13 protein-coding genes are annotated in these 20,943 nt (G+C 60.7%); 5 read left to right on the forward strand and 8 right to left on the reverse strand.

The window, feature by feature from the left end; translation table 11 throughout:
• Window positions 1–28 precede the first annotated feature (28 nt).
• Complete coding sequence (locus ACIGHL_RS01330) at window positions 29–928, forward strand: LysR substrate-binding domain-containing protein (RefSeq protein ID WP_128119043.1); 900 nt, start codon at window positions 29–31, stop codon at window positions 926–928.
• Window positions 929–1,254: 326 nt separating this feature from the next.
• Here the strand turns inward: ACIGHL_RS01330 and ACIGHL_RS01335 are convergent, their stop codons facing one another.
• From ACIGHL_RS01335 to ACIGHL_RS01355, 5 genes are all read right to left on the reverse strand, one after another.
• Window positions 1,255–2,025, reverse strand: a complete 771-nt coding sequence (locus ACIGHL_RS01335) for a phospholipase D family protein (protein WP_491385068.1) — start codon at window positions 2,023–2,025, stop codon at window positions 1,255–1,257.
• Between the two features lie 30 nt (window positions 2,026–2,055).
• On the reverse strand, window positions 2,056–2,952 hold the full coding sequence (locus ACIGHL_RS01340; protein WP_128119045.1) for a restriction endonuclease: 897 nt from the start codon (window positions 2,950–2,952) through the stop codon (window positions 2,056–2,058).
• A gap of 1,372 nt (window positions 2,953–4,324) precedes the next feature.
• Window positions 4,325–5,344 (reverse strand): nucleoside triphosphate pyrophosphohydrolase family protein, encoded by a 1,020-nt coding sequence (locus ACIGHL_RS01345; RefSeq protein ID WP_128119046.1) that lies wholly within the window; start codon window positions 5,342–5,344, stop codon window positions 4,325–4,327.
• A gap of 98 nt (window positions 5,345–5,442) precedes the next feature.
• Window positions 5,443–6,690, reverse strand: a complete 1,248-nt coding sequence (locus tag ACIGHL_RS01350) for a ribonucleotide-diphosphate reductase subunit beta (protein WP_216706762.1) — start codon at window positions 6,688–6,690, stop codon at window positions 5,443–5,445.
• A gap of 464 nt (window positions 6,691–7,154) precedes the next feature.
• A complete protein-coding gene (locus tag ACIGHL_RS01355) occupies window positions 7,155–10,049 on the reverse strand; it encodes a ribonucleoside-diphosphate reductase subunit alpha (RefSeq protein ID WP_128119047.1) in 2,895 nt (964 codons plus the stop codon).
• Between the two features lie 880 nt (window positions 10,050–10,929).
• Here ACIGHL_RS01355 and ACIGHL_RS01360 point away from each other — a divergent pair.
• Window positions 10,930–11,652 (forward strand): response regulator, encoded by a 723-nt coding sequence (locus ACIGHL_RS01360; RefSeq protein WP_045431681.1) that lies wholly within the window; start codon window positions 10,930–10,932, stop codon window positions 11,650–11,652.
• Window positions 11,649–13,250 carry an ATP-binding protein gene (locus ACIGHL_RS01365; RefSeq protein ID WP_128119048.1) on the forward strand — a complete coding sequence of 534 codons (1,602 nt, stop codon included), beginning with the start codon at window positions 11,649–11,651 and terminating at the stop codon, window positions 13,248–13,250. The genes ACIGHL_RS01360 and ACIGHL_RS01365 overlap by 4 nt, the downstream gene beginning before the upstream one ends.
• A 124-nt stretch (window positions 13,251–13,374) precedes the next feature.
• On the opposite strand, the gene ACIGHL_RS01370 is transcribed toward ACIGHL_RS01365, so the two are convergent.
• Window positions 13,375–14,088, reverse strand: coding sequence for a 4'-phosphopantetheinyl transferase family protein (locus ACIGHL_RS01370; RefSeq protein WP_128119049.1), 714 nt, complete (start codon window positions 14,086–14,088; stop codon window positions 13,375–13,377).
• Window positions 14,089–14,259: 171 nt separating this feature from the next.
• The gene (locus ACIGHL_RS01375) at window positions 14,260–15,162 is read right to left on the reverse strand and encodes an HTH-type transcriptional regulator ArgP (protein WP_128119050.1); all 903 of its coding nucleotides are present in this window, start codon (window positions 15,160–15,162) and stop codon (window positions 14,260–14,262) included.
• Window positions 15,163–15,283: 121 nt separating this feature from the next.
• On the opposite strand from ACIGHL_RS01375, the gene ACIGHL_RS01380 reads away from it, so the two are divergent.
• Together ACIGHL_RS01380 and ACIGHL_RS01385 are read left to right on the forward strand one after the other, a co-directional pair.
• A complete protein-coding gene (locus ACIGHL_RS01380) occupies window positions 15,284–15,910 on the forward strand; it encodes a trimeric intracellular cation channel family protein (protein ID WP_128119051.1) in 627 nt (208 codons plus the stop codon).
• Between the two features lie 125 nt (window positions 15,911–16,035).
• The gene (locus ACIGHL_RS01385; RefSeq protein ID WP_181689943.1) at window positions 16,036–18,789 is read left to right on the forward strand and encodes a response regulator; all 2,754 of its coding nucleotides are present in this window, start codon (window positions 16,036–16,038) and stop codon (window positions 18,787–18,789) included.
• A 137-nt stretch (window positions 18,790–18,926) separates the two neighbouring features.
• Here the strand turns inward: ACIGHL_RS01385 and ACIGHL_RS01390 are convergent, their stop codons facing one another.
• Window positions 18,927–20,723 carry a gamma-glutamyltransferase family protein gene (locus tag ACIGHL_RS01390; protein WP_128119052.1) on the reverse strand — a complete coding sequence of 599 codons (1,797 nt, stop codon included), beginning with the start codon at window positions 20,721–20,723 and terminating at the stop codon, window positions 18,927–18,929.
• Window positions 20,724–20,943: the final 220 nt, after the last annotated feature.

Raw genomic sequence — 20,943 nt, forward strand, 5'->3', positions numbered from 1 at the left:
TTCGGTTACAGATGAGGAAAACTCAGCCATGGCGCACCGCTGGTTACCTTCGCTGTCTGCGCTACGTGCCTTCGAAGCCGCCGCCCGCCACGAGAGCGCCAAGCAGGCCGCCGAGGAGTTGAATGTCACCGCCACGGCCATCAGCCACCAGATTCGCTCGCTGGAAGAATCCCTCGGCGTGGCGCTGTTTCTGCGCAAACCCCGGCAGCTGGAACTCACCGCCCAAGGCCGTGAACTGCAGCAGACGCTGGAGACCGCGTTCGACAGCATCAGCGCCACGGTCGAACGCCTTAGTGCCGGGCCCTACCGGCAGGCGATCACCCTCAGCACTACGCCGGCCATTGCCGTGCGCTGGCTGGTGCCCTGGGTCTGCCTGCTGCGCGATTCGCATCCCGATATCGACCTGCGCTTCCACACCTCGCACGAGCCGGTGGCGCTGGATGGCGTTACGGCGGATATCGCCATCCGCTACGGCGACGGGCGCTGGCCAGGGCTGGTGGCCGAGAAGCTGATCGACAACACCTTCGTCCCGGTTTGCAGCCCGCTGTTGGGCCTTCGCGACGTCGCCGACCTGCCCAACCACCCGCTGATCCACTTCCACGCCCGGGGTGCCGCCTCGGCGCCGATACATTGGGCCTCGTGGCAGAAGCTCGCCAACGTGCCGGGGCTGGACGTCAGCGCCGGGCTGGTCTTCTCCGACGAGACCCACGCCATCTCAGCCGCCATTGGCGCGCAGGGCGTAGCACTGATGAGCCGCCAGTTGATTGAGGATGAACTGAGGGAAGGGCGGTTGGTGCAGCCGTTCGGCCCGGAGATGCCGGGCAAGCCGTTTCACCTCGTATATCCGGAGAGCCGTCGGGATGATCCGACGGTGCTGGCGGTAAGGGCGTGGGTGATGAAGGTGCCGGGTGGGTTGTGTGAGTTGTAGCTTCGCTGGTTGTTTTTTGGGTCCGTGCCGCTGCTTTTTTATGAGGGTGATTGACGCATTGGTTCCGCCCTGCTGGGCGTGTCACTTTTGTCAGTCGCCACAAAAGTAACCAAAAGGTCTTGCCCCTGCATCCGGCCCTGCGCTTCGCTCCGGGTTCGTTCGCTCCATCGCCGCTTCAGGGGCGCGCCGCGAAGGGCCATCCCTGGCCCATCGCGGCTCTCGCGGCATCCATGCCGCTCAACTCCTTTCACGTCGATTCCGCTCACCCTTCTGAAAGGGGCGGTTGATTCGCCTGGTATGCCGTGCGCGCGGCTTTCCCGTTTGACTCAGATATCCAGCGCCACTGGCCATAGGAAGTACGGACCGAATTTCGGGCTCATGCGAAACTCACCGCCTGCTTCCTTACCTTTTTCGGTCAGGTAGTGTTTGCCGTCGCGAAGCTCAAGCAGCCCTTGGCTTAACAGCTTTTCGAGAAATTCGGGCGTCTTGAGCCCTAGCTTTTGGGCCATTTTTGCACTGGTCAGCTTGTTCACGCTGTCGTCAGTTTCAGCGGCTGGCTCGCTGTCCTTGGCCACGACCTCTAGTGAGATACGTACTTCATCGCTGATGCGGATGATTCGTTGGGCTTCTTCGTAGGCGTCACGGTAAAGATCAGTATCGTTCTGCCGGTCGATGAAGATACCCATCTCGTTGTTGTTGACCTGGCTGAACTCATAGAGGTTGAGGCTGGTGATAATGCAGCTCTCTTCGTTCAGGTAGCACTTTGCGTGAAGGTTTTTACAGAAGCTCGTGCGGATGTAGCTCAGGCCTTTGAGCCAGTTGACCTCTTCGGGTTGCAGCTCGCTTTTTCCATACACAATCCGAACATCGATCTTCAGCCGATCTTTGTCTTCCAGCAGCTCCTTGATTCGCTCGTTAAGCCGCAGGAACGGACTGATCAAAATCAGCCGGTCCTTGGCCGTCTTGATCATCTCTTCGAGGTAGTAGTTTGTTGCGCTGGTATTCAGGAACTTGGCCACAAGGCCCTCCATGGTGGTGGCTAGCGAGCGGGCGATTTCACACGCTTTATCTGGCGCGTGCAAGGCAGGGACATTCATGCAGGGCCACTCGCGCTTATAAAACATCCCTTACGCGGGCATCTCGTTTCGTGTGGTCTTGCACTTCGGGAACTGGGAGCAGCCCCAGAACGAGTTGCCAACGTTGCTTCCTCGTTTTGCAACCCGCAGCACCATCCGAGCATGACAGGTGGGGCAGGTAGGTTGTGCTGCGCGGCGGGGTTGGATGAGTGGGTCTGACGAGACCGATGTAGCCTGGTCAGGCGTTTCGATAGTTGTGGGTTGCGAGTTTCGACGCGCCGCAGTCGCTCGGCTTTGACGAATCATGTCGCTCAGCTCAGCGCCTTCGATCAGTTGCAGATTCTTGCCGCGGGCAAACGCCTTGGCATCCTCGGTGAACCGGCCTGAGATCACGACGAATCCGCCTTTTGCCCCCTCGGCTGCCATGACGCCGAACAGCTCACGCACTACGTTCACCTGCACCAGCTGGCGGCGCCATTGTTTGCATTGCACCAGGTACTTTTCGCCGTCCTTTAACAGCACCAGATCGATGCCGCCATCGGCTCCGCCTTGGCCAGTTTCCTGAACGGTAAAACCCTTACGGCGGAATGCTTCACCAACGAGTAACTCGAACTCGCGCCAGCTGATGGATTCGAGGGTGTTTTCGTTGCTTGCGACGGAGTTGAATAGCTTCTTGCGGCGCATGCGGCCAAAGACCGAAGCGATGGCTCCGATTACTAGTGCTGCGGGGAGGAAATACTGCGCGGGCACCGCTAATCCGCGAAGCATCATGCCGGGTAACTGACTGTTGAATTCGGCAGGATTGGCTAGCGTCGGGATCGGTGAAGTAGCGATGCTGTGGAGCCACAGGAACGCGATGAGCGCCAGCGGCAGGGTAATCCACCATGGCAACAAAGCAGCGAGATCAATCAGGTCTTCGAAAGGGGATTGCTTGCGGCGGCGGGCCATGTCGCGTCCTTGTGATGGCTAAATGATTGCGCCGCGCAATGTGCCGATAAGATGAAAAGGCGGCAAGCAGTTTGTGCGGTTCCCTGACTGACGGTTGTAAAGCGGATAAAGAGAAAAGTCAGGAGACTCGGAGCCCGCTCCCCGTCATGCGCGCAGGTGGGTAGGCGCAGAAAATAAATCTGTCCCCTTTTGGATGATGTTGCGTAGGGTGGAAAACGGCGAAGCCTTTTCCACGCGTCTCTTCCAGGCTACCTCGCTACCTCGCTACCTCGCTACCTCGCTACCTCGCTACGCAATTCCATTGCCGCCCGCTGTAGATCCCGCCTGACATATGCTCGATGTTGGGCTGGCACATGTACCCCATCGAGGAATACCCAAGCGATATAAAGAACGCCTACACACAGGACGAGAACGACGCCTGCATAACCGGTTGAGAACCATGTGCTGATCTTAATGGCCTCAGTGGCCAATCCAGCCATAAGGCCTACTATAAAAACGAAGAAAATATTCTGAGATATGCTATATGGCTTTGGCGCAGATTCCATTAGCGAATAGTATTCTGCCACTTTGGCGGCTCTTTGGGCAGTCCAACCGGCTGCATTCAACTTATCCCGGAAGAGTACATACTGAAATAATTCGTCCCTTTTGAAGCGTGACTGTTTATTGATTTTTTCTGATCGATAAACCGCCCGAAATAGATGGCGCGTGGCGTATTGGCGGCTCCAATATAGCCCGATCCCCCAGGGGATTAATAGCGCATAGGTTATAGCAGACCAAGGTATTGGATTAAATGCCGAGTAGACGCTCATTATTATGAGCGCCAATGTGATGAACGCCATTGTTACCATCGGTCGAGTCGCAGGATAAGAAGAGCGACTAAATAGTCTGTTCCGAACGTCGCTTCGAATCTGTTTATATAATGAACTAGCGAATGCGCAATCTTTCAGCATGGGTTGTCCTTCGCTTGGGTGCGTGGAGATAGGCATCTTCTCGCACACGGGAGCGGCGGTATCGAGATATGGCGGCTCATCCTTGAGCGTGGTGTTGGCGGGAGGTCCGTATCGGTGGATAAGCGAAGCGTTATCCACCCTACGCTATCTCACCCAACCACACCGCCGACGCATCGACGTTGCCGGAGGTAGGGTGGAAAACGGCGAAGCCTTTTCCACGCGTTATTTCCAGGCTACCTCGCTTCCAGGCTACTTCGCTCTTGGCCAGACAAGAGAAAATGACTCGCCGTGCAAGGCGAAACCTGTCGGTGGGACCGAGGAAAGTGACGCGGGGGATGCCGAGCGGCGAGCAGGCACCAGAAAATAAACCTGTCCCCTTTCTCCCTTTTCCACGCGTCATTCCAGGCTACCGCGCTAGGTAATCAAGTCCACGGGAAGTTGTTTTTAATGTTCTCGTAAGCATCAAACAAAGCGTTAAACTTTCCGGCTAGCTCCGGCGTGCTCGCTAACAAAGCTTTTGCTCTAACCAGTAATGTGTCGTTGCGGCTAACTGTTTGTCTAATGTCGCTGGTTAAGTTGGTCGCTGCTGATTCTTTTAACTCTTCCGTCGCTCTGTTTATTAGCTCTAAAGCCTCACTTACGGATGGCGTGCGAGTCGTATCGCTGGATATCTGGCTGGATAGCTCTTTCAAGCTGTGTAAAAGCTGATTTAGGTCTTCTTCGGAATGTAGAGCTTTGTTTCGTGCGTAGTGATCGGAGCACGAGCAGCTAGAGCTATGGCATACGGGGCATTCGTGAACGTAATAGTTGTTAAATCCATCGGCAAAATCTTGCTGCGGAAACTGTATGTCCCAAGCTGACAGCAACCAAGCGATGCAGTCAGCAAGCTCTTCCTCAATAGCTTCCTTTGGAATCCTATGGCCAATATGAGAGCAATAGGCTTCGTAAACTTCACCTAGCTCTTCAAATAGTCTTGAGAAGTGATGATGGCTGCCGTGTGTCAGCCATATCGCTGCATTTGATGGATATATGCTGTTTAGCTTGCGCGCGATATCTCCGGCGTTAGGAGTTAGTTTTGGGTTGTTTCTAATGATGTTAAATTTATTGCTTCGCTCTTCTCTAGCTGCTCGCTGATTAGTATATTTCAATGATGTTTTGTTTGTTCTCGCACATATGCATGAGTCTTCTAAACAATATGGGCAGCAGTTGGGGAATTTCTTAAGAAAAGCTTGTTGTATGTTGATGTCTAGCTGTGTGCCAAGCGCGCAAATCCAAGAAAATGAGCTAATGAAGTATTGGCTTGGGTCTTGACCTTTTTCAACAGCTCGAGCTAAGTATGCGCAATTCTGGGCCGTGTAAGCGTAAATGTATTCGAAGGTCTGGCCTTTATTTTTGTCTCCATACATATCCGCTAGCGATTTTTGCAAGTCATCAAGGGTCATGCGCCTACTCCATTCAAAAACCACTCCGCTTACTGCGGGGTTTATCTTGCTTTTTATCGGTTTGGGTGGCATCAATTAAAATTAGTGGTGGCGGTTAATCAATCCCAGCTCAAAGCCCCACCCGTCTGATACTCAATCACCCGCGTCTCAAAGAAGTTCTTCTCCTTCTTCAAGTCCATGATTTCGCTCATCCATGGGAACGGGTTGGTGGTGCCTGGGTACTCTTCTTTCAAGCCAATCTGCGTCAGGCGGCGGTTGGCGATGAACTTGAGGTAGTCCTCCATCATCGAGGCGTTCATGCCGAGGACGCCGCGGGGCATGGTGTCGCGGGCGTATTCGATTTCCAGCTGCGTACCCTGAAGGATCATCTGGGTCGCTTCGTCCTTCATGGCGGCGTCCCACAGGTGTGGGTTTTCGATCTTGATCTGGTTGATCACGTCGATGCCGAAGTTCAGGTGCATGGACTCGTCGCGCAGGATGTATTGGAACTGCTCGGCGGTGCCGGTCATCTTGTTGCGGCGGCCCATGGAGAGGATCTGGGTGAAGCCGCAGTAGAAGAAGATGCCTTCCAGCACGCAGTAGTAGGCGATGAGGTTGCGCAGGAATTCTTTGTCCGTCTCGACGGTGCCGGTCTGGAAGGTCGGGTCGGAGATGGAGCGGGTGTACTTGAGGCCCCAGGAGGCCTTCTTCGCGACGCTCGGGATCTCGTGGTACATGTTGAAGATCTCGCCTTCATCCATGCCCAGCGATTCGATGCAGTACTGGTAGGCGTGGGTGTGGATCGCCTCTTCGAAGGCCTGGCGCAGGATGTACTGGCGGCACTCGGGGTTGGTGATCAGGCGGTACACGGCCAGTACGAGGTTGTTGGCGACCAGGCTGTCGGCGGTGGAGAAGAAGCCGAGGTTGCGCTTGACGATGCGGCGCTCGTCCTCGGAGAGGCCGTCTGGCGTCTTCCACAGGGCGATGTCGGCGTTCATGTTCACTTCCTGCGGCATCCAGTGGTTGGCGCAACCATCCAGATACTTCTGCCAGGCCCAGTCGTACTTGAAGGGTACGAGCTGGTTGAGGTCGGCGCGGGCGTTGATCATCTGCTTGTCGCCGACGTGAACGCGGGCGGATTCGCCTTCCAGTTCGTCGAGGCCTTCCTGGATGTCGAGGTCGTCCAGGGCTTTCTTGGCGCGGGCGACGGCCGCGGAGTCGTCAGCGGCTACGGCGCGGGCTTCTTCGACGGAGCCGGCGGCGTCCTTGTCGAGCTTGGCCGGTGCGTCGTCTGCTGCGGCAGCGGCTTGCGGGGCAGCCGGCGCGGCGGTGGTGTCTTCTTCGTCGAATTCGTCCCAGCTCAGCATGGAGGTTCTCCTGATTGGGGACCGGCGCGGCCGGTCGGAAGTGTTTGGGCTTTTGGTTTGCACGCAAAAGCGGGTGTTTTGTTGGGAGGGCGGTGGTGCCCTGCGCCCTTTGTGTTCTGTAGCAGGTCGGGGTTTGGGCCGGCCTTTTGTGGTGTCTGGGGGTTTCCCCCTCACCCTAGCCCTCTCCCCGAAGGGGCGAGGGGACTGGTTTTGAGGTGGCGTTGGACTTGGTTAACGATCCAGAAGCGTGCGTTGGCGCGTGGTGGATCGCGAGCAAGCTCGCTCCTACGAAAAGCTAATCAAAAGCAGACGCGGCGGTGGCTCGATGTGAGCGCGAAGCTGAGCGAGGCAGCGCTAGGCGTCTGCCAAGTCGGAGCCCCTGAGCGTACAGCTGTACGTGATGGGGGCCGGCTTGGCGGACAACAACGCGCGGTCCGCTCAGATTCGTGCGTCAGCCAGGCTCCTTATTGGCAGGCTTCGCAATCGGGTTCATCAATGGCACAGGCCTTTGGCACCGGTGCCGGTCCGGCGGCCATTTCTGGCGCTGGTGCAGCTTTCGCCGGAGCAGGGCTGGCGCTGCCGTTGCCACCGCTGGACACGGCGTTGAGCTTGCCGGTGTTGACGGTGGACTTCTCGGTGCTGGTCGCGGCCAGGGCACGGAGGTAATAGGTGGTTTTCAGACCACGGAACCAGGCCATGCGGTAGGTCACGTCTAGCTTCTTGCCGCTGGCACCGGCGATGTAGAGGTTCAGCGACTGGGCCTGGTCGATCCACTTCTGGCGGCGGCTGGCGGCGTCGACGATCCACTTGGTTTCCACTTCGAAGGCGGTCGCGTAGAGGTCTTTCAACTCCTGCGGAATGCGCTCGATCTGCTGCACGGAACCGTCGTAGTACTTGAGGTCGTTGATCATGACCGCGTCCCACAGGCCGCGCGCCTTGAGGTCGCGAACCAGGTAGGGGTTGATCACGGTGAATTCGCCCGAGAGGTTCGATTTCACGTACAGGTTCTGGTAGGTCGGCTCGATGGACTGCGACACGCCGGTGATGTTGGCGATGGTCGCGGTCGGCGCGATGGCCATGATGTTCGAGTTACGGATGCCATTTTTGACGCGGGCACGCACCGGGGCCCAGTCCAGGGACTCGGTCAGGTCGACGTCGATGTACTTCTGGCCACGCGCTTCGATGAGGATCTGCTGCGAATCCAGCGGCAGCACGCCCTGGCTCCACAGCGAACCCTGGAAGGTTTCGTAGGCGCCACGCTCGTCGGCCAGGTCACAGGAAGCCTGGATGGCGTAGTAGCTGACCGCTTCCATGGACTTGTCGGCGAAGTCGACCGCGGCATCGGAACCGTAGGGGATGTGCTGCAGGTACAGCGCGTCCTGGAAGCCCATGATGCCCAGGCCCACCGGGCGGTGCTTGAGGTTGGAGTTGCGCGCCTGCGGCACCGAGTAGTAGTTGATGTCGATGACGTTATCGAGCATCCGCACGGCGGTGCGCACGGTGCGCTCCAGCTTGGCAGTGTCCAGCTTGCCGTCGACGATGTGGCGCGGCAGGTTGATCGAGCCCAGGTTGCAGACGGCGATCTCGTCCTTGTTGGTGTTCAGCGTGATCTCGGTGCAGAGGTTGGAGCTGTGCACCACGCCGACGTGCTGCTGCGGGCTGCGCAGGTTGCACGGGTCCTTGAAGGTCAGCCATGGGTGGCCGGTTTCGAACAGCATGGAGAGCATCTTGCGCCACAGGTCTTTGGCCTGCAGGGTCTTGTAGTTCTTGATCTTGCCGTATTCGATCAGGGCTTCGTAGTACTCGTAGCGCTCCTGGAAGGCCTTGCCGGTGAGGTCGTGCAGGTCCGGTACTTCGCTCGGCGAGAACAGGGTCCACTTGCCGTCGTCGAAGACGCGCTTCATGAACAGGTCCGGAATCCAGTTGGCGGTGTTCATGTCGTGGGTACGGCGACGGTCGTCACCGGTGTTCTTGCGCAGCTCGAGGAATTCCTCGATGTCCAGGTGCCAGGTTTCCAGGTAGGCGCAGACCGCGCCCTTGCGCTTGCCGCCCTGGTTGACCGCGACGGCGGTGTCGTTGACCACTTTCAGGAAGGGCACGACGCCCTGGGATTTGCCGTTGGTGCCCTTGATGTAGGCGCCCAGTGCGCGCACTGGAGTCCAGTCGTTGCCCAGGCCGCCGGCAAACTTGGAGAGCAGGGCGTTATCGCGGATGGCGTCGTAGATGCCGCCCAGGTCGTCCGGCACGGTGGTCAGGTAGCACGAGGACAGCTGCGGACGCAGGGTGCCGGCGTTGAACAGGGTCGGCGTGGAGGCCATGTAGTCGAAGGACGACAGCAGGTTGTAGAACTCGATGGCACGGGCTTCGCGGTTTTCTTCCTCGATGGCCAGGCCCATGGCGACGCGCATAAAGAAGATCTGCGGCAGCTCGAAACGCACGCCATCCTTGTGGATGAAGTAGCGGTCGTAGAGGGTCTGCAGGCCGAGGTAGGTGAACTGCTGGTCCTGCTCGTGGTTGATTGCGGCGCCCAGCTTGGCCAGGTCGTATTCCTTCAGGCGCGGGTCGAGCAGCTCGAACTGCACGCCTTTTTCTACGTAGGCCGGCAGGGCCTTGGCGTAGAGGTCGGCCATTTCGTGATGGGTGGCGGACTCGGCGACTTCCAGAAAGCTCAGGGCTTCGGCGCGCAGGGTGTCCATCAGCAGGCGGGCGGTGACGTAGGAGTAGTTCGGCTCACGCTCGACCAGAGTACGGGCAGTCATCACCAGGGCGGTGTTGACGTCGGTCTGCTCAACGCCGTCGTAGAGGTTCTTCAGAGTTTCTTTCTGGATAAGCGCGCCATCGACTTCTTCGAGGCCTTCGCAGGCTTCGGTGATGATGGTGTTGAGGCGGCCCAGGTCCAGCGGCGCCATGCTGCCGTCGGCACGCTTGATGCGGATGCTCGGGTGGGCTTCGACCGGTGCGTCGACGGCGCCACGCTTGCGTTCCTGGCTACGGGATTCGCGATAGATCACGTAGTCGCGGGCAACTTTCTGCTCGCCGGAACGCATCAGGGCCAGTTCGACCTGGTCCTGGATTTCTTCGATGTGGATCGTGCCGCCGGAGGGCATGCGGCGCTTGAATGTGGCGGTGACCTGTTCGGTCAAGCGCTGCACGGTGTCGTGGATGCGCGACGAGGCGGCAGCATTGTTGCCTTCCACTGCGAGAAACGCCTTGGTGATGGCAACGGTGATCTTGTCGTCGGTGTAGGGGACGACGGTACCGTTGCGCTTGATCACGCGCAGCTGGCCGGGCGCGGTGGCGGCCAGGTCCAGCGTGCTGTCAGTGGCGTGCGGGTTCTCGCGAATGGACTCGTTCTGCATGGGGTCTCCGGATTCTCTCTGTCTCGGTAGCACGTTAGGTGTCGGGTCAGCTTCGTGGGCGGCCCTGATCTGGTGTTGCGCGTCTCGTATTGCATGAACCATGCCCCGGCGGACCGGCCCATGGGTATCTCAAAACTGGAAACGATCCGGCACCAGAGGCGACGAATCGAATGTGCCGAAGCATAGTCAGGCGTTGTGAAGATCACAACCTCAAAACACAACATGTAGTGTGATGCGCTCGACGCATGCGCTACTGCTGGGCTTGAGCGAAATCAACGTTGGGCTGCGCAGGATCGCGGTCTGTGGCGACGATCTATCGCGCCCGTGCGGACGCGAGCCGGGTAAAAATCAGAGCGAATTTATTTTGCTTGCTTTTTTCGGCGTTTGTGTCTGTTTGGCTTTCGACACCCAACATATGGGGTAAAAGGCGCCTGGAGCGACACGATAGTGGCGGTTCAGACACAGCGCAAGGCGCTCGAAATGAACAACCTGTGGATAAGATGTGGGTGAGCTGTGCGCGATCAGGGCGCAGCCCGCGCCGTTTCGGGGCTGCACGATGTTCGGATGAAATGCGTGCTCGCCGGCGCTTTCGGATGCCCGGCGACGTCCAGGCGAAAACACTATATGTGGTGTTATGTCAAAGACGGATTTATTGCGTTTTGCAGCCCGCAAGGCTTGATTTTGACGGAGCGGGCAGACGTGATGGCCTTTTGCTCAGCGCCGGGCTGGGCGCAGCGATGTGCCAGCCCGCTAAGAGGCCTCACCGGGCGCAGCTTCCCTCGTTTCTTCCAAGCCGTGCGCCAAGCGGAGCATGTCAACCGCTGCCATCTGGCTATGCCCTGGCGCTACAATGCCGGCCGGTGTCTCGGGAGGGCGCGTGGTGGATCAAGAGTCTTGGAACATCCTGATTGTCGAAGATGACCAGCGGTTGGCCGAGCTGACCCGTGAGTATCTTGAAAGTAACGGCATGCAGGTCTCCATCGAGGCGGACGGCGCCCAGGCGGCCGAACGCATCATTAATGAGCGTCCCGATCTAGTGGTGCTCGACCTGATGCTGCCCGGCGAAGATGGGCTGTCTATCTGCCGCAAGGTGCGCGATCGCTATGACGGGCCGATCCTGATGCTCACCGCGCGCGCTGACGATCTCGATCAGGTGCTCGGCCTGGAAATCGGTGCTGACGACTATGTTTGCAAGCCCGTGCGGCCGCGGTTGCTGCTGGCGCGCATCCGGGCCTTGCTGCGGCGGCGTGAAGGGGCAGAGGCACCGTCGGCTGTGGGTGGGAAACGCGTCCAGTACGGCCCATTGGTGGTCGACAACGCGTTGCGCGAGGCCTGGTTGCGCGGGGAGGGCATCGAGCTGACTGGCGCGGAGTTCGACCTGCTGTGGCTGCTGACCTCCAACCCGGGACGGATCATGTCCCGCGAACAGATCTTCTCTGAACTGCGCGGCATCGAATACGACGGCCAGGACCGTTCCATCGATGTGCGTATATCGCGTATCCGCCCGAAGATTGGTGACGACCCCGATCACCCACGCCTGATCAAGACAGTGCGGGGCAAGGGCTACCTGTTCGTCTCCGAAGCTGCTGAAGCGCTGCAGTGAATTCGATCTTCCTGCGCATCTACGGCGGCATGCTCGCCGTGTTGGTGCTGGTGGGGTTGCTGGGCGCGGGTGGTCTGCATCTGCTCAATGAGGTGCGGGCCGATCAGCATCGCGAGGCGCTGGCGGCCGGTACCTTTCGCCTGATGGCGCACAACATGAGCAGCATGACGCCCATCGAGCGGCGCCAGGCGGCGAACCTCTGGGGGCGGCTGCTGGGCATACCGCTGCGCGTGCGAACCCTGGAGGACATCAGGCTCGAGACCGGCCTGGAAACGCGACTGCTGCGCGGCCAGGTTCTGGTGGAGCAGATCCGCCCTGGCAGCGTGACGATCTATTCCCTGGTCAGCGCTGAAGACCGTCTGGCGCTGACGGGCGAGGTCGAGCAGCTCAGCGAGCAGCTGGCACGCGCAACCATCTATCTATTGATCGATGAGCTGATCCGTTATCCCGAAGCCGAGCAACCCCAGCGCCTGGCCGAACTGAAGGAAGCGCGCGGTTTCGGCTACCCGTTGGAGCTGCTGACCCGCGACAGCGCCAGTCTCGATGATGATCAGCGGCGCCGGCTGGATGAAGGCGACACGGTGATGGCACTGGTCAACGGCGGGGAGGCCATCCGGGTGTTCGCAGCAATTGCCGGAACCCCCTGGATCATGTCGCTGGGGCCGCTGCGTCAGCTCAATCCCTATCCGCCCGAGCTGCTGATTTTGATCGGTGTGCTGGGTTTGTCGTTGATCGGGCTGACCGTGTATCTGCTGGTGCGCCAGCTGGAGCGGCGTCTGCGAAGCGTCGAGCGCGCTGCCACGCGCATCGCGACCGGCCAGCTGGAAGCGCGCGTGCCGGATGCCGGCACCGATTCGGTGGGGCGATTGGCCAAAGCCTTCAATGGCATGGCGAGCCATCTGCAGCGCTTGCTCGCGGTGCAGCGGGAGATGGTCAGCGCGGTGGCCCATGAGCTGCGAACGCCAGTCGCCCGGTTGCGTTTCGGCCTGGAGATGGCCGGCTCGGCGCAGACGCCGGAGGCACGTCACCGCTATCTGGAAGACATGGACGGCGACATCGACGATCTGGATCGACTGGTGGACGAGATGCTGGTCTACACGCGCCTCGAGCGTGGATCGCCGGAGCTGACGTTCCAATCGGTCGACTTGAGCGCGCTGGTCGATCAGGTGATCGGGGAACTGGCACCGTTGCGCCCGGCGGTGTTGGTCGAGCGCGGGCCCTGTAAACCGGCATCGGACGGGAGCAGTGTGGTCGATGCCGAGCCGCACTACATGCGTCGCGCCTTGAGCAATCTGATCAGCAATGCCATGCGCCACGCCGAAACGCGGGTTGAGGTCAGCTTCGTCATCGATGCTGACCGGGCGAAGCTGGTGGTCGACGATGACGGCCCGGGCGTACCCGAGGAAGCGTGGGAGAAGGTCTTTGCACCTTTCCTGCGCCTGGATGACAGCCGCACCCGTGCCTCCGGCGGGCATGGTTTGGGCCTGTCTATCGTCCGGCGGATTACCTACTGGCACGGCGGTCGGTCGCAGATTGGACACAGCGAGCTGGGCGGTGCGCGTTTCACCCTGGTCTGGCCGCGCAAGCGGGTGAAGTAGGCGTTGGGGCAGCGCCGTGCTCTCACTGAAAGGTCGTTGGGTTACCCACGCTGGGCTGAGCAAGCATTAGCCTCACGAGTCGGATTGCGGCTACCCGCGATGGGTTTGCGCTTGGCTGTGAAGATCAGGCCGCAATGCTTACAAGACTTAGCAGGTAGTCATCGAATTGGACGAACTGGCCATCCAGCTCAGCGCCGGTCTTCCAGTCTTCGGATAAATCAGTGAGCAGGCGCAGGCGGGCGTAGCCGCTGCTGTCGTGATGAATCAGTTCGGCTTCCTGGAAATAGAAGCGCTTGTTCACCAGCGGGTAGAGCGCCTTGAACAGGCTTTCCTTGAGGGAGAAGGTCAGGGTGACGCGCAGGGCGCGCTGGGTCTCGTCGAGGGCGGCGTAACCTTCCAGTTCGTGCGGGGTGAGGATTTCAGCGACCAGCCGATCGGCCCGTGTGGTGGGGATCTGCTTCTCTACGTCCAGGCCGATGCCGCGCCATTGCGCGCGTCGCGCCACTGCGGCCGCAGCCCAGCCAGCGCCATGGGTGATCGAACCGACCACCCCGGCAGGCCAACAGGGCGAGCGGTCTTCGTTTACAGCCGGAATGCACGGTGCGCCGGTCGCCCGGCGCAAGGCTTCGCAAGCGCATAGACGGCCGGCAAGAAATTCGGTCTGGCGCTTGCTCACCGCCGTCATGCCCGGCACGCCGCAGCGGGTGAAGTCCTCGGGGTCGAGCAGGGCGGGGTCGAAGCGGGTGCTGATCAACTGCACGCCGGGCAAGGCGAGCGGCAGCGGCCAGTGATCGCTCAGGGGCGAGCAGCAGGCCGGATGATAAAGAGTAGAAGTCATGGGCGTTAGTTTGCCTCAGGGCCGGACCCGGCGCAGTCCCAACGATGCACTTCCCTTGTAGCTGGGGCTCTTCGCGCGCGAGCATCGCACCGATGCGGGCCAGGTTAACGCCACACGTTTAGGTAGGAGCGCGCCTGCTCGCGAACCAGGACACATCGGGGTAATCATTCATCAAGCCCCCTCGGGCCGCGCAAGGATTTTCGGCGCCGCTTCGATGATCTGGCGGGACAGGCTTTCCATGCGCGGCGACTGCACCTTCCAGGTGTGCCAGTACAGTGAGATGTCAAGCGGCGCGTCCATGGCCAGGTCGACCACGATGCCCTCGGCCAGTGCATCCTGCAGCAACGGCTGCGGCACCATGCCATAGCCCAGCCCGTAGCGGATCGCATTGAAGCGTGGCTCGGCGCCAGGCACGTAGTGGCAAGGGTAGGCGCCCTCGGGCAGGCCCAGCTGCCGCAGTAGGAACGAAGAGGTGAGGCGGTCCTTGTTGGTGTAGGCGACCACTGGCGCCTTGCGCGCGGCATTGCGGTTCAGGCCGTTGGGAAAGTACTGCTGCCGAAAGGCGGCGGACGCCACAAGGCGATAGCGCATGCTGCCCAGCGGGCTCGCCGTGCACCCGCGCATGGGTTTGGGTTCGGTGCTGATACAGCCGATGGCAAGGCCGGTTTCCAGCAGGCTGTACGTGTGGTCCTGATCTTCGACGGTGAGGTCCAACAGGACGCGCTCCTTGATCAGCACCTCGGCTAGAGCTGGGAAGAACCAGGTACCAAGACTGTCGGCATTGAGTGCGGCAACGACCACCAGTGGGGCATCGCTACGCTCGGCAAGCTCGGCCATCAGATCCGCTTCCAGCAGCGTGGCGCGTTTGAGGTATTGCATCAGCCGCTGACCGGTTTCCGTGGGACGGCAAGGCCGGCTACGTACAACCAGCGCGCTGCCCAAGGTACTTTCCAAGGCGCGCACCCGCTGCGATATCGCAGGCGGTGTCAGATGCAGGCGCAGGGCCGCTTGCTCGAAACTGCCCGTCTTGATCACGGTGCGGAAGGCTTCGGTCTGCTTGGGGTCGAGAATCAAGAGCTGCAACTCAGATTAAGTAAATATTGGTATAGCCTAAATTTACTTAGCCACACCGATTAAACAGGAGTGTGCCCCATAATCGCGCGCCTTTCAGCTTTATGCCCACTTGGAGCGCGCCGTGACCCTGTTACACATCATCTACCTTGTTGCCATCACGGCTGAAGCCATGTCTGGCGCCATCATGGGCATGCGCCGCGGCATGGATCTGTTCGGTATCTGCATGCTCGGCACGGTGACGGCGCTGGGCGGCGGCACGGCGCGCGATGTGCTGCTGGGGCATTACCCGATCGGCTGGATCGCCCACCCCGAGTACCTTGGTTTCACCGTGGGCGCGGCCATCGTCACCGCCCTGGTCGCCCGGCATATGCATCACTTGCGGCAGGTGTTTCTGCTGGTCGACGGCCTGGGCCTGGTGGCCTTTACCGTGATCGGTTGCGGCGTGGCGATGGACATGGGCGCGCACCTTTCAATCGTCGTGCTGGCGGGGGTCATCACCGGCGTGTTTGGCGGACTGCTGCGCGACATTCTCTGCAACCGGGTGCCGATGGTGTTGCGGCGCGAGCTCTATGCCACGGTGGCGCTGTTCACTGGCGTGCTCTACGTGACGCTGCTCTGGCTCGGGATCGACACGTCCATCGCCTCGCTGGCCACGCTCTGTGCGGGCTTCCTGTTCCGGGTGCTGGCGATGACCTTCCAGTGGCAGCTGCCGCACTTCCAGGAGCGCGATATCCGCGGGCTGGACTGAGTCCGCTACGCCAGGCGCCCAATCGGAACACGCTTGGTTCTGCCTGGCATGCATTTGTCTTGCAACGCAGATTCCCTCCGTTCGAGCCGCTACACTAGCGCACTGGCCACCAGGGGAATGGAACCGTGCTGAAAGACCTAGGAATAAAGAGTCGGGTGCTGGTGCTGATCTTGTTGCCCAGCACGGTGCTAGCCGTGGCGCTGGGCATCTACTTCACCTGGATGCAGCTGTCGGAGATGCGCCATCAGCTCGATGCACGCGGCCAGCTGATCGCCGAGCAATTGGCCCCGTTGGCGGCGCCGGCCATGGCGCAGGGCTACGGCAAGCGGCTGCAGCGTATTCTCAATCAGGTGCTGGACCAGCCTGACGTGCGTGCGGTCTCCATCCTCGATGCCGAGCGCAATCTGCAGGCCCATGCCGGGCCAAACATGATCACCCCGTCGCCGCCAACCGACCCCGAAGCGCTGACTCAGGTCAGCAGCGTCGACACCACGCGCATCCTCCTGCCGGTGCTTGGCAAGCATCTGAATCTCGCCGAAGACAATCCCGACAACGACCTCCGCCTGATTGGCTGGCTGGAATTGGAGCTGTCGCACCAGGGCACGCTGCTGCGCGGTTACCGCAGCCTGTTTGCCAGCCTGTTGCTGATTGGCGCAGGGCTGATCATTACTGCGCTGCTGGCGCTGCGCATGAGTACGGCAATCAGCAAGCCGCTGCACAGGGTCAAGGTGGCCGTGGCGCAGCTCAAGGACGGTCACCTGGAGACTCGTTTGCCAGCGCTCGGCAGCCATGAAATGGACGAAGTGGCGGCAGGCATCAACCGTATGGCCGAAGCCTTGCTGGCCGCTCGTGAAGAATTGCAACAGAGCATCGACCAGGCCACCGAAGACGTGCAGCAGAACCTCGAGACCATCGAGATCCAGAACATCGAGCTGGACCTGGCGCGTAAGGAAGCGCTGGAGGCCAGTCGGATCAAGTCCGAGTTCCTGGCCAACATGAGCCACGAAATCCGCACGCCGCTCAACGGCATCCTCGGCTTTACCCATCTGCTTCAGAAAAGCGACCTGACGCCACGCCAGCAGGACTACTTGTCGACCATCGAAAAATCCGCTGACAGCCTGCTCGGGATCATCAACGAGATCCTCGACTTCTCGAAGATCGAGGCTGGCAAGCTGGTCCTCGACAACATCCCGTTCAATTTGCGCGATTTGATCGAGGACACCCTGACCATCCTCGGCCCTGCGGCGCACCAGAAGCATCTGGAGCTGGTTAGCCTGGTCTACCGCGACACGCCGCTATCCCTGGTCGGCGACCCGCTGCGGCTCAAGCAGGTCCTGACCAACCTGGTCAGCAATGCCATCAAGTTCACCAATGAAGGCACCGTCATCGTCCGTGCGATGGTCGAGGATGAACGCTCCGACCGTGCGCAGCTGCGCATCAGCGTGCAGGACACCGGCATCGGTCTGACCGATCAGGACCTGCGTGCCTTGTTCCAGGCGTTCAGCCAGGCGGACAATTCGCTGTCGCGCCAACCCGGCGGTACAGGCCTCGGGCTGGTGATTTCCAAGCGGCTGATCGAGCAGATGGGCGGAGAAATCGGGGTCGACAGCATCCCGGAAGAGGGCTCCGAATTCTGGATCAGCCTGAGCCTGCCCAAAGCGCGTGACGATATCGAGGATCTGCCGCGAGCAGCGCTGCTCGGGCGCAAGGTCGGTTTGCTTGAACAGCATCCGCTGACACGTCAGGCCTTGCAGCATCAGCTGGAAAGCTGCGGCATGGAGGTGTTGCCGTTCGACAGCCTGGATCAGCTGCAGGCGGCGGTGTTCGAGGCGCATACCAGCGATAAACCGATCGAAGTAGCCGTGCTCGGCGTGACCCATCGAGAAATCGCACCGCAACAGCTATGCCTGCGGCTCTGGGAGTTCGAAGGGCTGGGCTGCAAATGCATCGTGCTTTGCCCGACCAGCGAGCAGGCGCAATATCACGAGGCGTTGCCCGAATCGCACACCCATGCCCAGCTGCAAAGCAAGCCGGCCTGTACGCGCAAGTTGCAGCGAGTGCTGCTCGATCTGCTGCGCCCGCCACAGACCATGATCGAGAACATCGCTGTGCCGGAAACCCGACCGCCACGGGTGCTGTGTGTCGATGACAACCCCGCCAACCTGCTGCTGCTGGAAACCTTGCTGACCGACATGGGCGGTGAAGTCGAAGCGGTAAGCAGCGGCGCCGAAGCATTGGAGGCGGTCAAGCACAAGCCCTTCGATCTGGTGTTCATGGACGTGCAAATGCCTGGCATGGACGGACGCCAGACCACCGAGGCGATTCGTCGCTGGGAGGACGACAGCGCGCAGCCACCCATGCCGATCGTCGCGCTCACCGCTCACGCGCTGTCCAACGAAAAGCGCTCGCTCTTGCAAAGCGGTCTCGACGATTACCTGACCAAGCCGATCAGCGAGCGGCAGCTGGCCCAGGTGATCTTGAAGTGGACCGGTCTACCGCTGGCGCGCAGCTTTGTCGCAGCATCCCTCGAGACACAGACGCCGGAAAACAACCTCAAAGTGCTCGATGCGGAAGAGGGATTGCGCCTAGCCGCTGGCAAAGCTGATCTGGCAGCGGACATGCTGAGCATGCTGCTGGCCTCGCTGGAGGATGATCGCCAGGTGATCCGGGAGACACGTCTGGCCAATGACCGGCAGGCGACCATCGACCGTGTGCACCGATTGCACGGCGCTACCCGCTATTGCGGAGTCCCGCAGCTGCGGGCGGCCTGCGAGCGCAGCGAAACATTACTCAAGCAGAATCACCCAAGCGCGGCCCAGGCTCTGGATGAGCTGGACAGCGCCATCGAGCGGCTGGAGATCGAGGCGCGGGTGGTCTAGCGCAGACGTCGTCCCTGAGTGCACCACCCGGAGGGCCCCTCCGGCGGTTACGTCTACCACGCACTCGAACCTGTAGGGCCGCGCCCGCGGCGGATGCTAGCCGCAGGGCTACCTGATGGCTGGCATTCGCCGAGGCGTTACTCGCCCATCACCACACCTTCGCGGCGCGGGTCGGCACCGCCGAACCAGCCGCTGTCGGTGCGTTGAATAGCTTGAAGTCCGCTGGTCATTTCCGTCTCGTTGACCTCATGGCCGCGTACTTTCAGCGCCTGTACGGTGCTCGCTGGAAAGCGACCTGCTTCGAGCACCGTCGGGCCGTTGAAGCTGCCGAAGTTGGGCAGGTCGATTGCCCGTTGCGCATCCAGACCCCAGTCATACATGCCCAGCAGGGTCTTCGCGGTAAAGTGGATGATCGCCGCGCCGCCAGGGGAACCGAGGCTCGCCAGAAACTGCTCGCCCGTGACGTCGAATACCAGCGTCGGGCTCATGCTCGAGCGTGGGCGCTTGTTCGGCTCGACCCGGTTGGCCACCTGCCGGCCAAAAGCGTCGTAGGGTTCGAAGGCAAAGTCGGTGAGTTCGTTGTTCAGCAGGTAGCCGCCGGGGAGGCCGGTGCCGCCATCGTTGAGCAGGCGTGAGCCGAAGGCTTGCTCGATGGTTGTGGTCATCGCCAGCGCGTTGCCTTCGGCGTCGACGATGCTGATATGGCTGGTGCCGTATTCCGGTTGTGCCGCCTGCGGGGCAAACACAATCGGCATTTCGCCGGGTTCGCCTGCTTCGGCAGTGCCCATGCTGCGCGGGCCGATCATTGCGGCGCGCTGCTTGAGATAGCTAGGTGCAAGCATGCTGTTCCAGGTGCGGCCCGGTACCGGCACGAAATCCGGGTCAGCCAGGTACTTGGCGCGGTCGGCATACGCCAGTCGTGAAGCCTCGGTATAGCGATGCAGGAACTCGACAGAAGGCACGCCCCGATCGAGCGGCTGCACCGTTGGCAGCTGTTCCAGCATGCCGAGGATCTGCATCTGCGTAATGTGGCCCGACGACGGCGGCGGGAAACCGCAGACCTGATAGCGCTTCTGCCAGAGCGTGCAGATGGCGTCCCGCTCACGCGGCTGGTATCCCTCGAGATCGTTCAGACTGATGCGGCCTGGGTTGGTCGGGTGAGTGTTCACCTGCAGGACCAGCGAGCGAGCGTTAGCGCCGGTGTAGAACGCATCGCTGCCGCGTTTGGCGATGTCCTTGAGCAGCGCGGCGAGGGCCGGATTGCGCAAGCGATGGCCGACCGGCAGAGGCTCGCCATCGTCCTGGTAGTAGAACGCCGCGGCGCGCGGGTCCTTGCGCAAGGCCGGATCGCTGACCAGCAGGCCATGCAAGCGCGGGCTGATTTCGAAACCGTTTTCAGCAAGTTCGATAGCTGGTTGGAACAAGGCTTTCCAAGGCAACTTGCCGTACTGGTCGTGCGCGCGCTCAAGCATCCTCACCACGCCTGGCACACCCACCGAACGACCACCGACGACGGCATCGAGAAATGCCATCGGCTTGCCGTCGGCAGTCAGGAACAGTCGTTCGTCGACCGCTGCCGGCGCGGTTTCTCGGCCATCCAGTGCTGCGATGTGTTCGCCATCCCAATGCAGCAGAAAGGCACCGCCGCCAAGCCCGCTGGATTGCGGCTCGACCAGACTCAACACCATCTGTACCGCCACGGCGGCGTCCATTGCGCTGCCGCCAGCCTTGAGCATTTCGTAGCCGGCTTCGGTCGCCAGCGGGTTGGCAGCGGCAACGGCAAAGCGTTCCAGCGCCCAGCCTGGCTTGGCCGAGTAGCCGCTGGACGTTTCCGGGGCGGGTGGGATTTCGCTGGATGGGCCGTCCGGTTGAGTGCAGGCGGTGAGGCTGAACAACAGAATCGAGGGAACCAGGGCGGCTCGTCCGACGTGCATGGGATGTTCCTTGTTTGGGCGGAAGGAAAAAGGTGTAGCTGTTTACAGGGCTAGTTCACTGACCCCGGTTTGCCAAGCCTGATCGCTGCGGTTGGTAAAATCTTCGTACATTCATTGTGCTGAGCCGTTCGTCTGCTTGCTTCGCCGAATGGGTGCGGCGTGTGGCGCATCGGCAGCGGTTTCGTGATCCCCACCAGACCGACACGAGGGTAGCGCGGTC

This window comes from Pseudomonas sp. NPDC077451 (genome assembly GCF_044543345.1).
Lineage (GTDB): Bacteria > Pseudomonadota > Gammaproteobacteria > Pseudomonadales > Pseudomonadaceae > Stutzerimonas.